The following is a 22,865-nucleotide window of genomic DNA, read 5'->3' on the forward strand; positions in this document are numbered from 1 at the left end:
ATCTAGAAAAGTTAAATCATAATTAAAAGTATCAATAATTAGATTTATGAATTATTTTTTAGAGGTTAAGTAACTTAATGTTGCTTAATCTCTTTTTAAATTGGACATAATTTTAAAAATTCATATTAACAAACATGTCTGTTTATGTGGTAAAATAATCAAGATTGGAGTGAACTATAGATGCGTAAAGGTTACAATATACCGATATGGAGTACTTTTATTGTATTATTGATAGTATTTGATCAACTAACTAAGTTTATGATTGTTAAATCATTAGAAGTTGGTGAATCTGTAAAAGTAATCAGTAAAGTTATATATATTACATCTCACAGAAACCAAGGTGCTGCTTGGGGTATTTTACAAGGAAAAATGTGGTTGTTTTATATTGTAACTGTTGTTGTACTTGTTATTTTATTTATGTTTTTTAAAAATGAGGGATATGGTCAACCTGTTATGCAACTTGGTTTAAGTTTGTTAATTGCTGGTTCAATTGGTAATTTTATAGACAGATTGTTTAGAGGCGAAGTTGTTGATTTTATTGACACATATATCTTTGGCTATAATTTTCCGATATTTAATGTAGCAGACGCTGCTTTAACAATAGGTGTAATCGTATTAATTATTGTGATTTTATTTGAAGGTAAGGAGGAGAAAGCTTGAATACATTTGAATTTAAGATTGAAACAGAAAATGAAAAAGGCGTTAGAATAGATAAGTTATTACCTGAGTTAAACCCGGATTGGTCTAGAAACCAAATCCAAGATTGGATTAGATTAGGTTTAGTTGAAGTAAATGGTAATGTTATTAAAGCAAATTACAAGACGAAATTAAATGATGTTATTGTTGTTACTGAAAAAGTTGTAGAAGAAGTAGACATCGTGGCAGAAGATTTAGGTATTGAAGTATATTATGAAGATAAAGATGTAGCGGTAGTATATAAACCTAAGGGTATGGTTGTTCATCCGGCACCAGGGCATTATACAGGTACATTAGTAAATGGATTAATGCATGTTATTAAAGATTTGTCTGGAATTAATGGTGAAATTAGACCAGGTATCGTTCATCGTATTGATAAAGATACTTCAGGTTTATTGATGATTGCTAAAAATGACATTGCTCATAGAGGGCTTGTTGAACAATTAGTAAATAAAACTGTAACGAGAGAATATACTGCACTTGTTCATGGTAATATACCACATGAATTTGGTACGATTGAAGCACCAATAGGAAGAAATCCTAAAGAGCGACAAGAAATGGCAATTGTTGATGATGGTAAAGAAGCAGTGACACATTTTAATGTTGTTGATAAATTCGAAAAATATACATTAGTAAATTGTCAGTTAGAAACTGGACGTACTCATCAAATCAGAGTTCATATGAAGCATATTGGATTTCCTTTAGTAGGAGACCCTAAATACGGACCTAAGAAAACTTTGAATTTAGATGGACAAGCACTTCATGCAGGTTTATTAGGTTTCGAACATCCAGTAACGGGTGAATACATTGAAAAAGAAGCACCGTTACCTGAGTATTTTGAAACGTTGTTAGAAAAATTAAGAAATCACGAAGATAAAAAATAATTCAGACGTGTAATAATACTTAATTAATTTTATATAAACTTTGACATCAACAGAAAAAAACGATAGTATGGATTTAACAATTAAAGCGTCTTTAACGGACAGTCCAGAGAGGCTGAGAAGACATAATATGTACGTGTAGACCATTTTAATGGTACTAGTATATACTCATGTCTTCTACAGGCGTGAGTATTTTTTTTGTGGAAGGAGATTGGATATGGCTGAAAGATTAATCATGGATGATGCTGCTGTTAATAGAGCATTAACAAGAATGTCACATGAAATATTGGAAAAGAATAAAGGCACGAAAGATATCGTCTTGTTAGGTGTTAAGACAAGAGGCGTTTTTCTTGCGAATAGAATCGAACAAAAAATCGAAGCTATTGAACAAGTTCAAGTACCAACTGGCGAAATTGATGTGACGCATTATCGTGATGATGTTCAAAATCAACAAGATGCAATTAAAGTGAAATCATTTAATATCGATGTTGATATTAATGATAAACATGTCATTATTGTTGACGACGTATTATATACAGGAAGAACTGTAAGAGCTTCATTAGATGCTATATTAGATCATGCAAGACCACGAAAAATTAGTTTAGCTACATTAGTTGACAGAGGACATAGAGAGCTTCCAATAAGAGCGGATTATGTTGGTAAAAATATACCAACATCTTCTAATGAATCTATAGTCGTAGAATTAGAAGAGTTTGATAAACAAACAGCAGTAACATTAAATTAAATAAATCCTTTTAAATCAGTACGAGAGACTGGCAAAGGAGTATATATGAGACAGTATATCTATATCAGCATAGGTATAACTGTACCCATAGATCCCTTTGCAAATTGTGTAAAGGGATCTTTTTTTGAATAGGAGAAGGAAAATGACACACAACGAAGAAATGTTTGAACGAACAGTCGAGCCAATACTAGATGTAAATGAAAAACCTAAAGCTTCACAATGGTTTTTCTTAAGCTCACAACATTTATTTGCAATGTTTGGTGCAACAGTACTTGTACCATTTTTAACAGGTTTGCCTGTTTCGGCAGCACTTATAGCATCGGGACTTGGAACTTTGCTTTATATAATGATTACGAAAGGCAAAATTCCTGCTTATCTCGGATCAAGCTTTGCTTTTATAACACCGATTATAGTAGGACTCAAAACACATGACTTAGGTGAAATGTTAGTCGCTTTATTCATGAGTGGTATACTTTACGTCATCATCGGAATAATAATAAAAATTACAGGAACGAATTGGTTGTTAAACTTATTACCACCAGTTGTAGTAGGTCCAGTAATTATGGTGATTGGATTAGGTCTAGCACCTGTAGCTGTTAATATGGCAATGTACACGGATTCAAATGCCATGCAAGGGTATAGCGGAGTTTACATTACAGTGGCACTTATAACATTAATAACGACAATTATTGTCTCAGTATTCTTTAAAGGATTCTTATCAATTATTCCAGTACTAATCGGTATAATTGTTGGATATATATCATCATTATTATTTGGAATTGTTGACTTAAGTCCAATTTCAAAAGCAAAATGGTTACAAATGCCAGACATATACATGCCATTTCATGATTACACACCATCTATACAATGGGGACTTATACTCATCATGCTTCCAATTGTATTTGTAACAGTAAGTGAGCATATTGGGCATCAAATTGTAATTAATAAAATAGTAGGTAAAAACTTTTTTAAAGACCCAGGTTTACACAGATCATTAATTGGTGATGGAGTATCAACTATGATGTCTTCAATCATCGGTGGACCACCAAGCACAACTTATGGTGAGAACATCGGCGTATTAGCCATTACTAGAATTTATAGTATATGGGTGATAGGTGGTGCAGCTACACTCGCATTAATTTTAGGATTTGTTGGTAAATTTACAGCAATGATTTCTACAATTCCTACACCTGTAATGGGCGGTGTATCTATACTATTATTCGGAATCATTGCTTCAAGTGGTTTAAGAATGTTAGTAGAGAACAATATTGATTTCGGAGATAACAGAAACTTGATTATTGCTTCAGTCATTCTTGTATTAGGAATTGGTAAAGCACATTTAGATTTCACAGGTATCGGTATTCATTTGAATATTGAAGGTATGGCTTTAGCTGCAACAGTTGGTATCTTGCTCAATCTTATTTTGCCTAAGAAAATAAAATAATCTCAAGGAGGCGTGTCACTTGAAAAATTTATTAACTATGACTGATCTAACTAAAGAAGACATAATGAAAATCATTAAAAAAGCACAGAAAATCAAACAAAATGGTATAGAACCTTTTGAACAAGGTATGACAGTAGCGAATTTATTCTTTGAAAATTCCACTAGAACGAAATGTAGCTTTGAAATGGCTGAAAGAAAGTTAGGGTTAGAGGTAATTCCTTTTGAAACAAGTACATCTTCTGTACAAAAGGGAGAATCTTTATATGATACATGCAAAACACTAGAATCAATTGGTGTTGATGCACTCATCATTAGACATAGTGAAAATGCCTATTATGATAACTTAAAAGGACTTAGCATTCCTGTATTAAATGGTGGAGATGGTAGTGGACAACATCCAACACAGAGTCTTTTAGACTTAATGACAATTTATGAGGAATATGGTTATTTTGAAGGATTAAAAATACTTATTTCAGGAGATATAAAGAATTCAAGAGTAGCAAGAAGTAATGCTGAAGCTTTAACGAAATTAGGATCAGAAGTTATGTTCAGTGCACCAGAACAATGGAAGTCTGATTTTTCAAATGTACCTTACGCTGAAATTGATGATGTCATAGATGAAGTTGATGTTTGTATGTTATTAAGAGTGCAAAATGAAAGGCACGAATCAGGTTTGACTTTTAATACTGAGAAATATCATGAGGCATACGGATTAACAATTGATAGATATAATAAATTATCTGATAAAGCAATCGTTATGCATCCAGCACCAGTAAATAGAGGTGTAGAGATCGATTCTTCATTAGTTGAAAGTCCAAAGTCAAGGATATTTAAGCAAATGGAGAATGGTGTATTTATTAGAATGGCATGTATTTATGATGTACTTAATCACAAGGAGGAAAAAGTAAAATGTCACTTATAATCAAAAATGGAAAAATCTTATTAGAAGGTCAATTAGTTCATAAAGAAGTTGAAATCGAAGACGGTAAAATTAAACGAATAAATGATTATATTGATGCTGAAAATCATGAAATAATTGATGCGAAAGGACATTTTATATCTGCGGGGTTTGTAGATGTACATGTGCATTTAAGAGAACCTGGTGGAGAACATAAAGAAACGATTGAGACAGGCACTAAGGCTGCTGCAAGAGGTGGGTTTACAACAGTTTGCCCGATGCCAAATACTAAACCTGTACCTGACTCAGTTGAACATTTAGATCGACTGCATAAAATAATAGACGAACATGCAGTTGTTAGAGTATTGCCTTACGCCTCAATAACAGTAAGACAAGCAGGTAAAGAACATGTTGATTTTAAAGCTTTAAAAGATAGAGGCCTGTTCCAATTTACTGACGATGGAGTAGGTGTTCAAACAGCATCTATGATGTATGAAGCAATGCAAGAAGCAGCTAAAATAGATAAAGCAATCGTCGCACACTGTGAAGATAATTCATTAATATATGGTGGCGCTATGCACGAAGGTAAACGTAGCGAAGAATTAAATATTCCTGGTATACCGGCCATTTGTGAAGCGGTTCAAATAGCGAGAGATGTTCTATTAGCAGAAGCAGCCAATTGTCATTATCACGTATGCCATGTTTCTACTAAAGAAAGTGTAAGAGTTATAAGAGATGCTAAAAAAGCGGGTATAAAAGTTACAGCTGAAGTTACACCGCACCACTTATTACTTACAGAAGAAGATGTACCAGGTGATGATGCTATTTATAAAATGAACCCACCATTAAGAGCTAAAGAAGATAGAGATGCATTAATAGAAGCATTACTTGATGGAACAATTGATTGTATTGCTACAGATCATGCACCACATGCTAAAGAAGAAAAAGAAGTGCCAATGGTAGATGCACCTTTTGGTATCGTAGGAAGTGAAACAGCTTTCCAATTACTTTATACAAACTTCGTGAAAACCGGTAAATTTACTTTAGAACAACTTGTGTCATTCTTAACGACTAAACCATGCGAAACGTTTAATTTACCTTATGGACGTTTAGAAGAAGGAAGTTATGCAGATATAACGATTATTGATTTAGATACAGAAAGACCGATACTTGCTGAAGAATTTGCTTCTAAAAGTAGTAATACACCATTTATTGGAGAAGTCGTGTCAGGCTATCCAATTTTAACAATTTGTGATGGTGAGATCGTCTATAAGGAGGAAGTATAAGATGAAAAATAAAAGATACTTAGTATTAGAAGATGGTACTACATATAAAGGATATGCTTTAGGCTCTGATGAATTAACTTTAGGTGAAATTGTATTTAATACAGCTATGACAGGTTATCAAGAAACGATTTCAGACCCGTCATACACTGGACAAATTATTACGTTTACTTATCCTCTTATCGGTAATTATGGTATCAATAGAGATGACTTCGAATCATTAAGTCCTACTTTAAATGGCGTTGTCGTAAGAGAAGTATGTGACTATCCAAGCAACTTCAGATCAAGCAAGTCATTAGATGAAACGTTGAAATTTTATCAAATACCTGGTATTTCAGGTGTTGATACAAGAAGTTTAACACGTAAAATAAGAAAATATGGTGTTCTAAAAGCAGGCTTCACAGATAATGCTAACGAAATTGATGCATTAGTACAACGTTTGAATAATGAAACATTGAGAACGGATGAAGTTGAACAAGTATCTTCAGTTAGACCTTATATTTCTACAGGAGATGGCTATAAAATTGTATTAATTGATTACGGAAAAAAAGAAAATATCGTTAGAGAATTAAATAGAAGAGGCTGTGATGTGACGGTAGTACCTTATCAAACATCAATTGAAGAAATTATGAATATTTCACCTGATGGTATCATGGTTTCTAATGGTCCAGGTAATCCAGAAAGTGTTCAAGAAACAATACAAACAATTGGACAATTAATTGGCAAGATACCATTTTTCGGGATATGTTTAGGTCATCAACTTTTTGCACTATCTCAAGGTGCAACTTCTTACAAAATGAAATTTGGACATAGAGGTGCTAATCATCCAGTTCAAAATTTACAAACAGGTAAAGTTGATTTAACAAGTCAAAACCATGGTTATGCAATAGATGAAGATTCAATTGCAAATACAGATTTAGTAGTTACACATCTAGCATTAAATGATAAATCTATCGAAGGGTTAAGACATAAAAAATACCCAGCATTTTCAGTACAATATCATCCAGAAGCTTCACCAGGTCCACATGACTCTAACTATTTATTCGATGAATTTATTGAAATGATTAAATTACATAAAGCGAAGGAGCGTACAATCAATGCCTAAACAAACAGATATCAAATCCATCTTAGTAATTGGTTCAGGTCCAATCATCATTGGACAAGCAGCAGAATTTGACTATGCAGGTACACAAGCATGCTTAGCATTAAAAGAAGAAGGTTATAGAGTTATTTTAGTGAATTCAAACCCAGCTACAATTATGACTGATACTGAAATAGCTGACACTGTATATATTGAACCACTAACTTTAGACTTCGTAAGTCGCATTATTCGTAAAGAACAGCCAGATGCATTATTACCAACATTAGGTGGACAAACTGGTTTGAACATGGCAATTGAATTGCACGAAAATGGTGTACTAGAAGAAAATAATGTCCGTTTACTAGGTACACAACTTACTTCAATCGAACAAGCTGAAGATAGAGACTTATTCCGTACGTTAATGAATGAACTAAATGAACCGGTACCAGAAAGCGATATTGTGAATGATTTAGAAGGCGCATTAAAATTTGCTAATGAAATAGGATACCCACTAATAGTTAGACCAGCATTCACAATGGGTGGTACTGGTGGCGGAATCTGTCACGATGAAAAAGAACTAAGTGAAATCGTTCAGAATGGTTTGAAATACAGCCCTGTTACACAATGTTTATTAGAAAAATCTATAGCAGGTTTTAAAGAAATAGAGTACGAAGTGATGAGAGACAAAAATGATAATGCTATTGTTGTTTGTAACATGGAGAATATCGACCCTGTTGGTATTCACACAGGGGACTCAATTGTTGTAGCGCCGAGTCAAACATTATCTGATGTTGAGTATCAAATGTTAAGAGATGTTTCATTAAAAATTATTCGTGCATTGAAAATTGAAGGTGGATGTAACGTACAACTTGCACTAGATCCAGACTCATTAGATTATTATATTATAGAAGTAAATCCACGTGTCTCAAGATCATCAGCTTTAGCTTCAAAAGCAACAGGCTATCCAATTGCTAAACTTGCAGCTAAGATTGCAATCGGAATGACTTTAGACGAAATGTTAAATCCAGTTACAGGAACATCTTATGCAGCATTTGAGCCTGCTCTTGATTATGTCGTATCTAAAATACCGAGATTCCCATTCGATAAATTTGAAAAAGGGGAACGTCATTTAGGTACACAAATGAAAGCTACTGGAGAAGTAATGGCAATAGGTAGAACCTATGAAGAGTCACTATTAAAAGCCATTCGTTCATTAGAATATGGTGTACACCATTTAGGATTACCAAATGGTGATGAATTTGAACTTGATTTTATTGAAGAAAGAATTAAAGCACAAGATGATGAAAGATTATTCTTTATTGGTGAAGCAATAAGACGAGGAACTTCTTTAGAAAGAATTCATGAATTAACTCAAATTGATTATTTCTTCTTAAATAAATTTAAACACATCATCGAAATAGAACATGACTTAAAAAATAATAAAGGTGACTTAGAAGCATTACTATGGGCAAAACAATATGGCTTTAGTGATAAAGTAATTGCACATAGATGGGAACAATCAGAGCTAGAGATATACGAGTTAAGACAACAAAATGAAATTAATCCAGTTTATAAAACAGTTGATACATGTGCAGCTGAATTTGAATCTGAAACACCATACTTTTATGGCACTTACGAAACAGAAAATGAATCTGTAGTGACTGAAAAAGAAAAAATTATTGTGCTAGGATCCGGACCAATAAGAATTGGACAAGGCGTTGAATTTGATTACGCTACTGTTCATGCAGTTTGGGCAATACAAGAAGCTGGATACGAAGCAATTATTATTAATAACAACCCAGAAACAGTTTCTACTGATTTCTCTATATCAGATAAATTATACTTTGAACCACTTACTGAAGAAGATGTAATGAGTATTATTAATCATGAACAACCTAAAGGCGTAGTTGTTCAATTTGGTGGTCAAACCGCTATCAATTTAGCTGACAAAATCTCTAAAAAAGGTGTTAAAATTCTAGGAACGTCATTAGAAGATCTTAATAGAGCAGAAGATAGAAAAGAATTCGAAGCATTATTACAAAAAATTGATGTTCCGCAACCTCATGGTAAAACAGCTACTTCAGTTCAAGAAGCAATAGACAATGCAAATGAAATCGGTTATCCAGTTGTAGTAAGACCTTCTTACGTATTAGGTGGAAGAGCAATGGAGATTGTTTATGCAGAACCAGAATTGAAAAATTATATGGAACAAGCTGTTAAAGCAAGTCCAGAACATCCTGTATTAATCGACCGTTACTTAACAGGCAAAGAAATAGAAGTGGACGCAATATCAGATGGTGAAACAGTTGTCATCCCAGGTATTATGGAACATATTGAAAGAGCTGGAGTTCATTCAGGTGATTCAATCGCAGTTTATCCACCTCAAACTTTAACTGATAAAGAAATTGATTTATTAGTAGATTACACAACGAGATTAGCTAAAGGCTTAAACATAATTGGTCTTATCAATATTCAGTTTGTATTGTCTAAAGGTGAGGTATTTGTTCTAGAAGTAAACCCTAGAGCAAGTAGAACTGTACCTTTCTTAAGTAAAATCACAGATATCCCAATGGCTAAAATTGCTACAAAAGCAATTGCTAACATTTCATTAAAAGAACAAGGATATGAAAGTGGATTAGCACCTTATAAAGAAGGTGTATACGTAAAAGCACCAGTATTCAGCTTTAGCAAACTTAAAAATGTAGACATAACATTAGGGCCTGAAATGAAATCAACAGGTGAAGTAATGGGCAAAGATAGTACTTTAGAAAAAGCATTATACAAAGGCTTAACAGCTAGCGGGTTAAAGGTACAAGATCAAGGCACAGCATTATTTACGGTTAGTGATAAAGATAAAGCAGAAGCTTTAGCAATAGCGAAAAGATTCCATGAAATTGGGTATCGTATTTTTGCCACAGCTGGTACTGCAAAATACTTTAACGAACAAAACATTCCAGTATACACAGTAGGAAAAATTGGTGGAGAACATGACTTACTTTCAGTTATTCAAAAAGGTGAAGTTCAACTAGTTGTGAATACGATGACGAAAGGGAAATTATATGATAGAGATGGTTTCCAAATTAGAAGAGAATCAGTTGAAAATGGCATACCATGTTTGACTTCACTTGATACTGCAAATGCACTTGCAGATGTAATTGAAAGTATGACTTTCAAAACCGAACAAATGTAGAGGGGGAGTATTATGTCTAAAATAATGACAGTTGTATCAAACAATCAAATAGCAGATGCTATCTTTGAATTAAAAGTACATGGAAATCTCACGAAAAATATGAAAAACCCAGGACAATTCGTTCATATTAAAGCAGGTACAGGTACTGAACATATGTTGAGAAGACCAATATCTATTTGTGAAGTAAACCATGAAGAAGAGACATTCACAATGCTTTTTAGAAAAGAAGGTCATGGTACTGAAATGATTTCTACTTTGAAATCTGGAGATCCAATTGATGTGATTGCACCTTTAGGGAATGGCTTCCCTGTAGAAGAAGCACAAAATACTGCCTTGTTAGTTGGAGGTGGTATTGGTGTGCCACCACTTTATGAGTTATCTAAACAATTAAATAAAAGAGGTATAAAGACAATCCATGTGTTAGGATTCCAAAGTGCTAAAGATGCTTTCTATATTGAAGAATTTAAAGCACTCGGTGACACGTATATCGCAACTGTTGATGGAAGTTTAGGTACAAAAGGATTTGTTACAACTGTTATTGATAATATTGAAACACCCTTCGACATTTTTTATAGCTGCGGACCAAAACCAATGCTTAAAGCATTAACAGAACAATTAAGTGATATTAAAGGTTATATATCATTAGAAGAACGTATGGGTTGTGGAATTGGAGCTTGTTATGCATGTGTTTGTCATACGAATGATGAAGCGGGCTATGTAAAAGTATGCACAGATGGACCAGTATTTGAAAAAGGAGCTGTGATCATATGAGTAGATTAAATGTAACTTTACCAGGTCTAAATTTAAAAAACCCAGTTATGCCAGCAAGTGGATGTTTTGCTTTTGGTAAGGAATTTAGTCAATTTTATGATTTATCTGAGTTGGGTTCTATTATGATTAAAGCTGCAACTCAGCATGCTAGATATGGTAATGAGGCACCTCGTGTTGCTGAAACTGCTAGCGGTATGATTAATGCAATTGGTCTACAGAACCCGGGAGTTCATCATATTTTAGAACATGAACTTAAATATTTAGAGCAATTCGATGTACCGATTATTGCAAATGTGGCAGGTTCTACTGAAGAAGAATATGTATATGTAGCAAAACATATTTCTAACGCACCAAATGTTCATGCGCTAGAGTTAAATATTTCATGTCCAAATGTTAAAGAAGGTGGTATTCAATTTGGAACTGTACCAGAAGTTGCACGTGAGTTAACAAGAAAAGTAAAAGCAGTTTCTGAAGTCCCAGTATATGTGAAATTATCACCGAATGTTACGAATATCGTTGAAATGGCAAAAGCTATCTCAGAATATGCTGATGGTATTACGATGATTAACACGCTCGTTGGCTTAAGAATAGATTCTAAAACCGGCAAACCTATCATTAGTAATGTTATTGGAGGTTTAAGTGGTCCTGCAATTAAACCAGTAGCATTAAGAATGGTTTATGAAGTTAGCCAAAATATTGATATACCGATTATTGCTATGGGTGGCGTTAGAACTGCTCAAGATGTAATTGATTATATCTCTGTTGGGGCAGATGCAGTTGCAGTAGGAACAGCTAATTTTGAGAATCCTACTGTATGTAAAGATATTATAGATGAATTACCTACATTACTCGATAACTTAGGTGTTCAACATATTTCAGAACTTAAAGGTCGAACATATAATCAACAAGGAGTTGTTAAATAAATGAAAAACACACCAATAATAGCTTTAGACTTTGCAACGCTTAGTGAAGTTGAACAGTTTCTTGATTTATTTAACGAACCTCTTTTTGTAAAAGTGGGTATGGAATTATATTTACAAAATGGTCCTGAAACGCTAAAAGCCATCAAAGATAGAGGGCATGATATATTTCTTGATTTAAAATTACATGACATTCCTAATACTGTTAAAGGCGCATTAAAAGGATTAGGTAAATTTAATATCGATTTAATTAATGTACATGCAGCTGGTGGTAAGAAAATGATGGCTGCAGGACTTGAAGGACTACGTGCTACAAATCCTGGAGCTAAATTAATCGCTGTAACACAGTTAACATCAACGACTGAAGAACAAATGAGAGATGAACAAAACATTCAAACATCAATAGAAAATGCTGTAGTTCATTATGCCAAGATCACTCAACAAGCAGGACTTGATGGCGTTGTTTGTTCACCGTTAGAATCGACACTCATTAGAGAAAATATCGGAGAAGATTTCTTAAAAGTAACACCAGGTATACGATTAGAATCCGACAAAACGCATGACCAACAAAGAGTAACAACACCAGAAGAAGCTAAAAAGTTGGGATCAACACATATAGTAGTTGGTCGTTCTATAACTCAGCATGAAAATCCAGTTTCAAGATATCATGAAATATTACATAGATGGGAAGGATAATTCATATGACTCAAAATATCGCACAATCATTACTAGAAATTAAAGCTGTAACATTATCTCCAGAAGATCCGTATACATGGAGTTCAGGTATTAAATCTCCAATATATTGTGATAACCGAGTCACATTAGCTTATCCAGAAATTAGAGAAATGATTTACAAAGGACTTATATCATTAATTAAAGAACATGCTCATGATGTTGAAATCATTTCAGGAACTGCTACAGCAGGTATTCCACATGCTGCTTTCATTGCTGATCAATTAGGATTGCCAATGAGTTATGTAAGGTCTAAAAGTAAAGGGCATGGTAAAGGGAATCAAATCGAAGGTGCATTAAGCAAAGGGAGAAAAGTAGTTGTTATAGAAGATTTAATTTCAACAGGTGGATCTTCAATTAATGCAGTTGATGCATTAATTGAAGACGGAGCAGAAGTAATAGGTGTATTTGCAATCTTTACTTACGGAATCAAGAAGGCAGAAGAAGCTTTCGAATCAAAAGATATTCCTTACTATACTTTATCAAATTATGACGAACTTATTTCTGTTGCAGAAAAAGAAGGATATATCCAAAATAAAGATATAAAAACTTTAAAAGAATGGAAAGATACTTTATAATAAAGTCTAGATAAGGGGGGGCTTTATGAGTAGCCAGCATAAACTATCTGTTGAACAACAAAAAGAACAGATAAAAAAATGGGAACATATAAATGATTTTCTAAAAAAAGATACTAATAAAAAACCTGACTTTAATCATTATAAAGTAAGAGATCATAATTTAAATGAACGTACTGGATACACGAATAACACTAATGTAAATAGACAGAGAAGTTATGATTTAGACGATAAAAATATATTTAAAAGCATAAAAAAAGAGCTTGAAGAAAATGGAGTTTTTAATACAAAAGACTCTGATAAGTAATGGGAAGTGAACAAGAAGTTAAGACAATTAATTTGTCTTAGCTTCTTTTTTTGCGGTAGTTAGATAAAATACTACAAAAAATATAATTAGTAAATATATGCATAAATATTATAGAATATTCAGAAAAAAGTACTACTTTTGTATAAACTTTGTTAAAATGTAAACGAATACACATTAAAAGGGGGCGTAATAATATGGGTAAACAAGATAAAAAATTTACAGAAAAGCTTTGGAAAGAAAGTAGTAGAACTAAAGAAATGTTAAAATTCTTTTCTTCAGATGCATTAAAATCTCAAAACAAACCAGATCCTGAATTAAAAGCTTATAATACAGCTCAATTAATCGGATTAATTTTAGGGCCACTATTATTTTTAGTAATATTGCTATTTTTCAAAGCGGATGGGTTAAGCCAAACTGGAGTATACGTAATGGCAGCAACTTTATGGATAGCAGTATGGTGGATTACAGAAGCTATTCCGATTCCGGCCACTAGTTTAATGCCTTTATTCTTATTTCCATTAGGTGGAGTTATGGATAGTGAAACAGTATCCAGCGCCTATGGTAATGATATTGTATTCTTATTCCTAGGTGGATTTATTATTGCAATTGCAATGGAAAGATGGAATTTACATACGAGAATTGCACTAGTCATTATTAATAGTATAGGAACAAGTACTGGTAGAATTTTATTAGGATTTATGATTGCAACTGGTGCATTGTCAATGTTTGTGTCAAACACAGCGGCTGTTATGATTATGATTCCAATCGGTATGGCGATTATTAAAGAAGCTAATGAACTTACAGCTGACGGGAATGATTCCGATAGTTTAACTCAATTTGAAAAATCACTTGTATTAGGTATTGGTTATGCGGGTACAATTGGTGGACTTGGAACATTAATTGGTACGCCACCTTTAATTATTTTAAAAGGTCAATATGAAAAAATATTTGGTGAAGAAATTGGATTTGGACAATGGATGGTAATGGGTGTCCCAACAGTAATTATATTATTAGCAATAACTTGGGCATATTTGAATTTTGTCATGTTTAAACATGACATGAAAGAATTACCTGGTGGTAAAAGAATTATTACTAGAGAATTAAAAGCATTAGGAAAGACATCATATGAAGAGAAAGTCGTATTTACGTTATTCTGTTTAGCAGCATTTTTATGGGTATCAAGAGAATTCTTATTATCACAGTTACCTTTTACAGAGCTAGTTAAAGATGGAACAATATCAATGTTTATTGCTGTTATATTATTCTTAATACCAGCTAAAAGAAAGTTTGCTAGAATTTTAGATTGGTCGATTGCTAAAGATTTACCGTGGGGTATTTTATTACTCTTTGGTGGTGGTTTAGCAGTAGCTTCAGCTATTACAGAAAGTGGTTTAGATAAATGGATGGGTAAACAAATTTCTGGATTAGAAGGTGTAAACATTATTCTAATCATTGCTATTGTAGCGCTCTTTGTACTATTCTTAACAGAAATTACATCGAATACAGCAACAGCAACAATGATTTTACCGATACTTGCAACAATAGCTGTAGGCATTAATTTACATCCGTTAGCTTTAATGATTCCAGCAGCAATGGCAGCAAACTGTGCATTTATGTTGCCAGTAGGTACACCTCCAAATGCGATTGTGTTTGGTACAGATAAAGTAACAATCAGAGAAATGGCAACAGCAGGATTTTGGTTAAACTTAATCAGTTGTGTCATCATAGTAGGATTCGTTTGGTTTATGGTACCATGGTTATTTGGAATTGAATTTGTAGCAACTAAATAAAAATAATTAATAAAAAGACTCTCCCATACCGTGGAACTACATATAACGGCAAGGAGAGTCTTTATTTTGAGTAATTAGGATTAAATCAGGTTAATACGCACGAAGACTTTCGAGATATCGTGCGATTCCGTTCAAAATCAGGTAAAACGCACGATACCCATTTTATAAATTAAAGAATTTTCATAAGAATTAGTCCATAAATAGTTTGATAAAGACGTACCCAATGATAATAACGGCTAACATAATAACAATAGGTAACAATAATGAAATTGACATAAAATCTCTCCTTTGTCTTTGTCTCTTATAAATATTATACTAAATTATATAAGATATAAGAAATTTTTAAAATATGATATTGGAGTGTTTATTACATGATACCAAAAATTATAACATTTTTAATGTTTAACGGTGAAGCTGAAGAAGCTATTAAATTTTATACATCAATTTTTCAAGATAGTGAAATTTTAACTATGGTTAAATATGGAGAAGAAGGGCCAGGGGAACCTGGTACTGTACAACATTCTATTTTTAAAATAAACGGACAAATATTTATGGCTATTGATCAAGGAAATGGTGTGGAAATAGAAATGAATCCAGCTATGTCATTGTATGTAACATGTGAATCTGCTATGGAGATGGAGACTCTATATTCTAAATTAAAATCTGGTGGTGCAATATTAATGCCTAAAACGGAATTACCACCAACATTCAGAGAATTTGCATGGGTACAAGATAAATACGGTGTTAATTTCCAATTAGCTTTACCAGAACAACAATAATAAACTTTCTTTCAAAATAAAAACGAAGTGCTATTGAATCAATATAGCACTTCGTTTTATTTATTGTTTTAATAATTTTTTAATATCATCATAGTCTGTTGTAACGTACAGAGTTGATTGACTATCATAAGTTACAAATCCTGGTTTTGCGCCACTTGGTTTGTGGACATTTCTTATTGCAGTATAATCTACTGGTATTTGTGCTGACTGACTTGCTTTAGAATAATAAGCTGCAATCATTGCTGCTTCTTCAATTGTTGTATCTGTTGGTTCGTCTTCTTGTATAACAACATGTGAACCTGGAATATCTTTCGTATGGAACCACAATTGATTTTTTCTTGCTACTTTATGAGTAAGATAATCGTTTTGTTTGTTGTTTTTACCAAGTAATATTGTTTGCCCATCTGAAGAAACAAATGTCGTGATTGTTATTTTATTTGATTTTTTCTTTTTCTTACTTTTACGTTTTTTTACAAAACCTTGGTCTTCTAATTCTTCTCTTATATCGTCTATATCTTCTACTGATATATGAGCAAGTTGTTGTTCTAATGACTCGAAATATAGAATGTTAGAATGAGTAAGTTTAATTTGCTTTTCTAATTCTATTTCTCTTGTCTTGAGTCTGTTATATTGTTTGTAATAATATTGTGCATTCATTGAAGGTGATTTAGTTGGATTTAATGGTATAGAAATAGGTTCATTATTATAGTAATTGATTGTTTCTAACGTTTTATCACCTTGGTTGATTTGATACATATTAGCGGTAATCAGTTCACCATATAATTGTTGCTCATCTTTAGTACGAGCTGCCTCTTTTTCGTTAATCAATTTTTCTAATTTATTTCTATTTTTTTGTAAATGTTGATCTATAATTTTTACTAAATCTAGCGCACGTTGTTTAACGCGTTCTCTCTCTCCACGTGATTCATAAAATCTATCTAAACATTCATGAATTGTATCAAATGCCATATAATTATTTCCATAAGTATGTAATGGCATGAAATAGAAGATTTCTTTATTTGTTGAATCATCACTATAAATTACAGGTTTAGGCGTTTGATCTACCTCGTTCATTACTTCATCAAAAGATTCTACTAACGTTTCTTGATTCATAAATGGTCTTCGAGAAACAATTTCTTTTGTAATCAGTGGACTAAAACCTTCAAATTGTTGTAATAATTGTCGGTCTATTTTACCTGCATTATAATTGATATATTTATTTACATCGTCTACTTCAAATGGATTTAATTTTTTAACAGTAGGAGGATATTCATATTTGAAACCAGGCATAATTGTACGAGCAGTATTTGTATTAGGAGTATGATGTTTAAAGCCATCGATAATTTTACGTTCTCCATCTATTAAAATAATGTTACTATGTCGTCCCATAATTTCTAATACAATTGTTCGTTTTCTTAAATCTCCAATTTCATCTCTTGAATGTATATCAATCTCAACTAATCTATCATTTCCTATTTGAGTAATACTTTGTATAATTCCTCCATCTAAATGTTTTCGTAATACTCTTAAAAACATTGGAGGATCAAAAGGATTGTCATACTTTTCCGTTGTTAAATGAAAACGGCTAAAATTTGCATGTGTTGATAATAATAGTTGTTTGTTTTTTCTTTCACTACGAATTGTTAAGATAATCGTATCTGAACTTGGTTCAGCAATTTTATGAATTCGCCCAGAAACGAGCGATTGAATATCTTCAACAATCTTTCTTGTAAATAAGCCATCAAAAGCCATTTGCACTCACACCTTTATCAAAAGTCAATTTATTGTAACATGTAAGGGATTAAATGAGTATAATTCTGTTTAATCTTACAACCTCTCTAGCCATATATAATTGAAATATGGTAAGATATAAAAAACAAAATGATAATAAATTGTTAGTATTCATTAGGAAAGGTCGTTTGACATGAACATTGAAAAAGGGTTACTGATAGTGCTCTCTGGCCCATCTGGAGTTGGTAAAGGAACGGTACGTAAATCAATATTTGATGATCCTAGTACGGATTTTAAATATTCTATCTCTATGACTACTAGGAAAATGCGTCAAGGTGAGACAGATGGTGTAGATTATTTCTTTAAATCAAGAGAAGAATTCGAAGCTTTAATTGCTGATGACCAATTTATAGAGTATGCTGAGTATGTAGGTAATTATTATGGTACGCCTGTACAATACGTTAGAGATACAATGGATAACGGTTATGATGTATTTTTAGAAATCGAAGTTGAAGGTGCTAAACAAGTTAGGAAGAAATTTCCTGAAGCTTTATTTATTTTCTTAGCACCGCCGAGTTTAGAACACTTGAAAGAAAGGTTAGTTGGACGCGGTACTGAATCAGACGAAATCATCCAAAACCGTATTTTAGAAGCACGTAAAGAAGTAGAAATGATGAACCTTTACGATTATGTTGTTGTAAACGATGAAGTTGAATTAGCTAAAGAACGTATTCAATCAATCGTAGAAGCAGAACATTTAAAAAGAGAACGTGTTGAAGCGCGCTATAGAAAAATGATATTGGAGGCAAAAAAATAATGTTATATCCACCACAAAATGAATTAAAAGACAGTATTAATTCTAAATATTTAGTCGTTACGACTGCAGCTAAAAGAGCCCGAGAACTACAAGAACACCCTGATAGTTTATTATTAGATGAATATCGTTCATTAAAAAATGTAGGTCAAGCACTAGAAGAAATAGCAGCACATAAAGTATATGCTAAACTAGAAGACTAATTATCATTATCTAAAAAAGATCTTTTATGTATGGGAAATATAATCCCTTCATAAAAGGTCTTTTTATTTAAATGAAGGTAAGTAGTTTATATTCATGACAGTCTATTTTAAAGAATGTATAATAAATATAAAGATTTAGAATCGAATTTATCGGAGGATTACACAAATGAAGAATATACTTCTAGCTGTAACTGGTGGAATAGCTGCCTATAAAGCAATAGATTTAACGAGCAAATTAACTCAAAGTGGTTATACTGTACGTGTCATGTTAACAGAGAATGCACAACAGTTTGTTACACCATTAGCTTTTCAAGCAATTAGTCGTAACCATGTTTATACGGACACTTTTGATGAAAAAGATGTAAGTGAAATACAACATATAACGTTAGCAGATTGGGCAGATGCGGTTATTGTTGCACCTGCAACAGCAAATACGATTAGCAAGTTAGCAAATGGATTAGCTGATAATATTGTGACATCTACATTGCTTGCAACAACTGCTCCAGTATTTATTGCGCCAGCTATGAATGTGCATATGCTAGAGCATCCATCAATAGTTAAGAATATGTCACAACTTAGAAATTATGGATATAAATTTATTGCACCAGGAGAAGGCTATTTAGCATGTGGTTATGTTGCAAAAGGTAGAATGGAAGAACCTATAACGATACTAACTATTATAGATGATTATTTTAAAGAACAATCAAATCCACAAACCTTTGCTCTCCAAGGCAAAAATGTACTCGTAACTGCTGGACCAACAGTAGAAAAAGTCGATGCAGTAAGATATTTTACAAATCGATCAAGTGGTAAGATGGGATATGCTTTAGCAGAAGCTGCTAGAAATTTAGGGGCAAATGTCATATTAGTAAGTGGTGAAACGAGTTTATCACAACCAAGTGGAGTAGAATTTATTCAAATATCTAGCGCTGAAGAAATGTTTCAGGCAGTTAAAGAACGAATGGATGATATGGATATGATTATTAAAGCAGCAGCTGTAGCTGATTATACTCCAGTTAAAACAGTAAATAATAAAATGAAAAAACAAGATGGTAATTTAGAGCTTACTTTTAAAAGAACGACAGATATTTTGAAATATTTAGGGGAACATAAGGATAAACAATATTTGGTTGGCTTTGCAGCTGAAACAGATAATGTGGAAACTTATGCTATGGGCAAACTGAAAAAGAAAAATGCTGATGTTATTGTTTCAAATCATGTAGCAAACCAAGAAATTGGATTTAGATCATCAGACAATGAAGTCGAAATGTTTTTTGCAAATGGAGATAGAGTACCTTTAGCTAAAGAATCAAAACAGAAAATAGCTTTTAAAATATTAAATGAAATCACTAGTAGGTGGGAAGATTGATCGCAAATGTTGTAGTGGATATTCCAGCTAAAAACGTCGACAAAATTTTTGATTATATTATACCTCAAGATATAGAGGATATTGTTAAAGTCGGTGTTAGAGTTGAAGTGCCTTTTGGTTCAAGGAAAATTCAAGGCTTTGTTATTAGTATTAGTGAAAAATTATCAAGTGATATAGAGGAGTCTAAATTAAAGTCTTTAATTAGAGTTAAAGACTTTAAACCAGAATTAACTTCTGAATTAATCAAACTAAGTGAGTGGATGTCTAATTTTCATTTAGTTAAACGAATTTCAGCATTAGAAATCATGTTGCCTAGTGCTATTAAAGCTAAATATCAAAAAGTATATATCATAAATGATCCGGATGCTATTCCTGCACAATATTTAAATCATTTTAATAAAGAAGGTATGTTAACGTTTGATCAAGCTCAAACACTACAAATCGTAGCAGAATTAGAAAGCTATGCAAAAACAGAAGCCTTAACTAAAGATACGATTGTAGGGCAACAATTAACGAGAAAGTACGCAACGTGTGTAAGAATTATACCGACTGATAGACTGGATGAAATTATCGAATCATTACGTACGAGAGAAAAACAATTAGATATCATTAATTATTTAATAGAACATAGACATGAAGATGTATTGTTAAAAACATTAAAAGAAGAAGGATTTTCTAATTCTAGTATTAATACTTTAGTTAAAAATCAAGTTTTAGAAAAATACGAAGCCATTGTAAATAGAGACCCTTATGAGCATAGAATTTTTGAAAAAGAACACAATAAAGCTTTAACAGAAGCGCAACAAGAAGCTTTTACTCAAATTGATGAAGCGGTTAAAGCAAATGAATCTAAGACATTTTTATTACATGGTGTAACAGGATCAGGTAAAACAGAAGTTTATTTACAAACAATTGAGAATGTCTTAAAAAAAGGCGAGCAAGCTATCATGCTCGTACCTGAAATTGCTTTAACACCACAGATGGTCAATCGTTTTAAAGCAAGATTTGGTGAGGAAGTTGCAGTACTGCATTCAGGACTATCAAAAGGTGAAAAGTATGATGAATGGCAAAAAATCAGAGATGGTAAAGCGAGTGTTTCAGTAGGAGCAAGATCTAGTGTGTTTGCACCTTTTGAAAAGCTTGGCCTCATTATTATTGATGAAGAACACGAATCAACGTACAAACAAGAAGACTATCCGAGGTACCATGCAAGAGAAATTGCTATATGGAGAAGTGAATATCACCATTGTCCAGTAGTATTAGGATCAGCAACACCAAGTTTAGAAACATTTGCTCGAGCAGAAAAAAATGTATATCAATATTTAGGATTACCTGATCGAGTTAATCAACAGAAGATGCCAGAAATTGAATTAATCGATATGAGAGAAGAATTACAAGAAGGAAATAGATCTATGTTCTCTCATCATTTAACAGAAGCCATTCAAGAAAGAATAGATAAAGGTGAACAAATTGTACTTTTCTTAAATAGAAGAGGACATTCATCTTTCGTGTTATGTAGAGATTGTGGACACGTACCACAATGTCCCAACTGTGATATTTCGCTTACATATCATAAAACACATGATGACTTAAAATGTCACTACTGTGGTTATAGTGAACCTATGCCACAAAAATGCCCAAGTTGTGAAAGCGAACATATTAGACAAATGGGTGTCGGAACTCAAAAAGTAGAAGAAATTATATATGAAACATTTGATCGCGCTAAAGTGATTAGAATGGACGTAGATACAACGTCTAAAAAAGGTGCACATGAAAGATTGTTAACAGCTTTTGGTAATCAAGAAGCAAATATTTTATTAGGCACTCAAATGATTGCTAAAGGATTAGATTTTGAAAATATTACATTAGTAGGCGTATTAAACGCTGATACAATGCTCAATTTACCAGACTTTAGATCAAGTGAGAAGACATTCCAATTACTCACACAAGTAGCAGGTAGAGCAGGTAGGCATAAGAAACAAGGAGAAGTAATGATTCAAACATATAATCCTGATCATTACGCTATATTAGATGTAACAAAGAATGACTACTTGTCATTTTATCAAAAAGAAATGAAATTTAGACAAGTCGGTAAATATCCACCTTATTACTATCTAGTGAATTTAACAATCAGTCATGTCGATAAGAGGAAAGTGTTGCAAGCATCCAAACATATCCATGGCATACTTGTACAACACGTAACAACACAGTCCTTCATATTAGGACCATCACCAAGTCCATTGTCACGAATAAACAACCAACATAGATTCCAAATACTCATAAAGTTCAAGAATGAACCAGACTTGTTAACAGCTTTGAAATATCTAGATGATTATTACCATGAACAATATATGAAAGACAAACTCTCATTAGAAATAGATATTAATCCGCAAATGATGATGTAAGTAGAAAATCCGTGAAAATTCGAGGATTTTCACGGGTTTTCTTATTTTAAGGATAAAAAAGTATTTAGTACGTGTTTTATAAAAGCAATATGAGTAGAAATTGGTGATAAGAGTGGCGTTAGAAGCAATTTGAGTAGAAACTGCTGATAAGAGTGGTGTTAAAAGTCAAGTCCATAATTTTGTGTAATATCTTTAGATGTAATCAACCATTGGTTTTTCTAGGGTATTAACAAAATATATATGCTTGGTTT

20 protein-coding genes are annotated in these 22,865 nt (G+C 32.6%); 19 read left to right on the top strand and 1 reads right to left on the bottom strand.

The annotated features are described in order from the left end of the window. Positions 1–180: 180 nt before the first annotated feature. The 15 genes from lspA to CD129_RS05020 all read left to right on the top strand — a co-directional run bounded on the left by lspA (position 181) and on the right by CD129_RS05020 (position 16,092). The gene (gene lspA / locus CD129_RS04950; protein ID WP_115337568.1) at positions 181–660 is read left to right on the top strand and encodes a signal peptidase II; all 480 of its coding nucleotides are present in this window, start codon (positions 181–183) and stop codon (positions 658–660) included. Further along, complete coding sequence (locus CD129_RS04955; RefSeq protein ID WP_078356882.1) at positions 657–1,580, top strand: RluA family pseudouridine synthase; 924 nt, start codon at positions 657–659, stop codon at positions 1,578–1,580. The genes lspA and CD129_RS04955 overlap by 4 nt, the downstream gene beginning before the upstream one ends. A 214-nt stretch (positions 1,581–1,794) precedes the next feature. Beyond that, positions 1,795–2,322, top strand: a complete 528-nt coding sequence (gene pyrR, locus CD129_RS04960; protein ID WP_078356883.1) for a bifunctional pyr operon transcriptional regulator/uracil phosphoribosyltransferase PyrR — start codon at positions 1,795–1,797, stop codon at positions 2,320–2,322. Positions 2,323–2,464: 142 nt separating this feature from the next. Further along, positions 2,465–3,766, top strand: a complete 1,302-nt coding sequence (locus CD129_RS04965; RefSeq protein WP_107509135.1) for a solute carrier family 23 protein — start codon at positions 2,465–2,467, stop codon at positions 3,764–3,766. Between the two features lie 19 nt (positions 3,767–3,785). After that, positions 3,786–4,688, top strand: a complete 903-nt coding sequence (locus tag CD129_RS04970) for an aspartate carbamoyltransferase catalytic subunit (protein WP_115337567.1) — start codon at positions 3,786–3,788, stop codon at positions 4,686–4,688. Then, complete coding sequence (locus CD129_RS04975) at positions 4,676–5,950, top strand: dihydroorotase (RefSeq protein WP_115337566.1); 1,275 nt, start codon at positions 4,676–4,678, stop codon at positions 5,948–5,950. The genes CD129_RS04970 and CD129_RS04975 overlap by 13 nt, the downstream gene beginning before the upstream one ends. A 1-nt stretch (position 5,951) precedes the next feature. Further along, positions 5,952–7,052 carry a carbamoyl phosphate synthase small subunit gene (locus CD129_RS04980; RefSeq protein WP_115337565.1) on the top strand — a complete coding sequence of 367 codons (1,101 nt, stop codon included), beginning with the start codon at positions 5,952–5,954 and terminating at the stop codon, positions 7,050–7,052. Next, positions 7,045–10,218: a carbamoyl-phosphate synthase large subunit gene (carB, locus tag CD129_RS04985; protein WP_078356085.1), complete on the top strand. Its 3,174-nt coding sequence runs from the start codon at positions 7,045–7,047 to the stop codon at positions 10,216–10,218. The genes CD129_RS04980 and carB overlap by 8 nt, the downstream gene beginning before the upstream one ends. 12 nt (positions 10,219–10,230) lie before the next feature. After that, positions 10,231–10,989 carry a dihydroorotate dehydrogenase electron transfer subunit gene (locus CD129_RS04990; RefSeq protein ID WP_078356086.1) on the top strand — a complete coding sequence of 253 codons (759 nt, stop codon included), beginning with the start codon at positions 10,231–10,233 and terminating at the stop codon, positions 10,987–10,989. Beyond that, a complete protein-coding gene (locus CD129_RS04995) occupies positions 10,986–11,912 on the top strand; it encodes a dihydroorotate dehydrogenase (RefSeq protein ID WP_107509138.1) in 927 nt (308 codons plus the stop codon). Before CD129_RS04990 ends, CD129_RS04995 begins: the two co-directional genes overlap by 4 nt. Next, positions 11,913–12,605 carry an orotidine-5'-phosphate decarboxylase gene (gene pyrF / locus CD129_RS05000; RefSeq protein ID WP_107509139.1) on the top strand — a complete coding sequence of 231 codons (693 nt, stop codon included), beginning with the start codon at positions 11,913–11,915 and terminating at the stop codon, positions 12,603–12,605. A gap of 5 nt (positions 12,606–12,610) precedes the next feature. Beyond that, a complete protein-coding gene (pyrE, locus tag CD129_RS05005; protein ID WP_115337564.1) occupies positions 12,611–13,219 on the top strand; it encodes an orotate phosphoribosyltransferase in 609 nt (202 codons plus the stop codon). A gap of 25 nt (positions 13,220–13,244) precedes the next feature. Continuing rightward, a complete protein-coding gene (locus tag CD129_RS05010) occupies positions 13,245–13,523 on the top strand; it encodes a hypothetical protein (RefSeq protein ID WP_078356090.1) in 279 nt (92 codons plus the stop codon). A gap of 257 nt (positions 13,524–13,780) precedes the next feature. Then, on the top strand, positions 13,781–15,313 hold the full coding sequence (locus tag CD129_RS05015; protein WP_078356371.1) for an SLC13 family permease: 1,533 nt from the start codon (positions 13,781–13,783) through the stop codon (positions 15,311–15,313). 371 nt (positions 15,314–15,684) lie between these two features. Further along, the gene (locus CD129_RS05020; RefSeq protein ID WP_115337563.1) at positions 15,685–16,092 is read left to right on the top strand and encodes a VOC family protein; all 408 of its coding nucleotides are present in this window, start codon (positions 15,685–15,687) and stop codon (positions 16,090–16,092) included. Between the two features lie 60 nt (positions 16,093–16,152). Here the strand turns inward: CD129_RS05020 and CD129_RS05025 are convergent, their stop codons facing one another. After that, the gene (locus CD129_RS05025; RefSeq protein WP_078356092.1) at positions 16,153–17,844 is read right to left on the bottom strand and encodes an Rqc2 family fibronectin-binding protein; all 1,692 of its coding nucleotides are present in this window, start codon (positions 17,842–17,844) and stop codon (positions 16,153–16,155) included. A 172-nt stretch (positions 17,845–18,016) separates the two neighbouring features. Here CD129_RS05025 and gmk point away from each other — a divergent pair, with 172 nt between their 5' ends. The 4 genes from gmk to priA all read left to right on the top strand — a co-directional run bounded on the left by gmk (position 18,017) and on the right by priA (position 22,614). Then, positions 18,017–18,640 (top strand): guanylate kinase, encoded by a 624-nt coding sequence (gene gmk, locus CD129_RS05030; RefSeq protein WP_078356093.1) that lies wholly within the window; start codon positions 18,017–18,019, stop codon positions 18,638–18,640. Beyond that, complete coding sequence (gene rpoZ, locus CD129_RS05035) at positions 18,640–18,840, top strand: DNA-directed RNA polymerase subunit omega (RefSeq protein ID WP_016911048.1); 201 nt, start codon at positions 18,640–18,642, stop codon at positions 18,838–18,840. The genes gmk and rpoZ overlap by 1 nt, the downstream gene beginning before the upstream one ends. A 166-nt stretch (positions 18,841–19,006) precedes the next feature. Beyond that, positions 19,007–20,209: a bifunctional phosphopantothenoylcysteine decarboxylase/phosphopantothenate--cysteine ligase CoaBC gene (gene coaBC / locus CD129_RS05040; RefSeq protein WP_115337562.1), complete on the top strand. Its 1,203-nt coding sequence runs from the start codon at positions 19,007–19,009 to the stop codon at positions 20,207–20,209. Continuing rightward, positions 20,206–22,614 carry a primosomal protein N' gene (priA, locus tag CD129_RS05045; protein ID WP_115337561.1) on the top strand — a complete coding sequence of 803 codons (2,409 nt, stop codon included), beginning with the start codon at positions 20,206–20,208 and terminating at the stop codon, positions 22,612–22,614. The genes coaBC and priA overlap by 4 nt, the downstream gene beginning before the upstream one ends. The last annotated feature ends 251 nt before the right edge of the window (positions 22,615–22,865 follow it).

The organism is Mammaliicoccus fleurettii, assembly GCF_003970575.1.
Lineage (GTDB): Bacteria > Bacillota > Bacilli > Staphylococcales > Staphylococcaceae > Mammaliicoccus > Mammaliicoccus fleurettii.

What these genes read in the sequence shown, in the direction of transcription:
- lspA (WP_115337568.1), top strand. Translation starts at nt 181, where the DNA reads ATGCGTAAAGGTTACAATATACCGATATGGAGTACTTTTATTGTATTA.
- pyrR (WP_078356883.1), top strand. Translation starts at nt 1,795, where the DNA reads ATGGCTGAAAGATTAATCATGGATGATGCTGCTGTTAATAGAGCATTA.
- CD129_RS04965 (WP_107509135.1), top strand. Translation starts at nt 2,465, where the DNA reads ATGACACACAACGAAGAAATGTTTGAACGAACAGTCGAGCCAATACTA.
- CD129_RS04975 (WP_115337566.1), top strand. Translation starts at nt 4,676, where the DNA reads ATGTCACTTATAATCAAAAATGGAAAAATCTTATTAGAAGGTCAATTA.
- CD129_RS04980 (WP_115337565.1), top strand. Translation starts at nt 5,952, where the DNA reads ATGAAAAATAAAAGATACTTAGTATTAGAAGATGGTACTACATATAAA.
- carB (WP_078356085.1), top strand. Translation starts at nt 7,045, where the DNA reads ATGCCTAAACAAACAGATATCAAATCCATCTTAGTAATTGGTTCAGGT.
- CD129_RS04990 (WP_078356086.1), top strand. Translation starts at nt 10,231, where the DNA reads ATGTCTAAAATAATGACAGTTGTATCAAACAATCAAATAGCAGATGCT.
- CD129_RS04995 (WP_107509138.1), top strand. Translation starts at nt 10,986, where the DNA reads ATGAGTAGATTAAATGTAACTTTACCAGGTCTAAATTTAAAAAACCCA.
- pyrF (WP_107509139.1), top strand. Translation starts at nt 11,913, where the DNA reads ATGAAAAACACACCAATAATAGCTTTAGACTTTGCAACGCTTAGTGAA.
- pyrE (WP_115337564.1), top strand. Translation starts at nt 12,611, where the DNA reads ATGACTCAAAATATCGCACAATCATTACTAGAAATTAAAGCTGTAACA.
- CD129_RS05010 (WP_078356090.1), top strand. Translation starts at nt 13,245, where the DNA reads ATGAGTAGCCAGCATAAACTATCTGTTGAACAACAAAAAGAACAGATA.
- CD129_RS05015 (WP_078356371.1), top strand. Translation starts at nt 13,781, where the DNA reads ATGTTAAAATTCTTTTCTTCAGATGCATTAAAATCTCAAAACAAACCA.
- CD129_RS05020 (WP_115337563.1), top strand. Translation starts at nt 15,685, where the DNA reads ATGATACCAAAAATTATAACATTTTTAATGTTTAACGGTGAAGCTGAA.
- CD129_RS05025 (WP_078356092.1), bottom strand. Translation starts at nt 17,844, where the DNA reads ATGGCTTTTGATGGCTTATTTACAAGAAAGATTGTTGAAGATATTCAA.
- gmk (WP_078356093.1), top strand. Translation starts at nt 18,017, where the DNA reads ATGAACATTGAAAAAGGGTTACTGATAGTGCTCTCTGGCCCATCTGGA.
- rpoZ (WP_016911048.1), top strand. Translation starts at nt 18,640, where the DNA reads ATGTTATATCCACCACAAAATGAATTAAAAGACAGTATTAATTCTAAA.
- coaBC (WP_115337562.1), top strand. Translation starts at nt 19,007, where the DNA reads ATGAAGAATATACTTCTAGCTGTAACTGGTGGAATAGCTGCCTATAAA.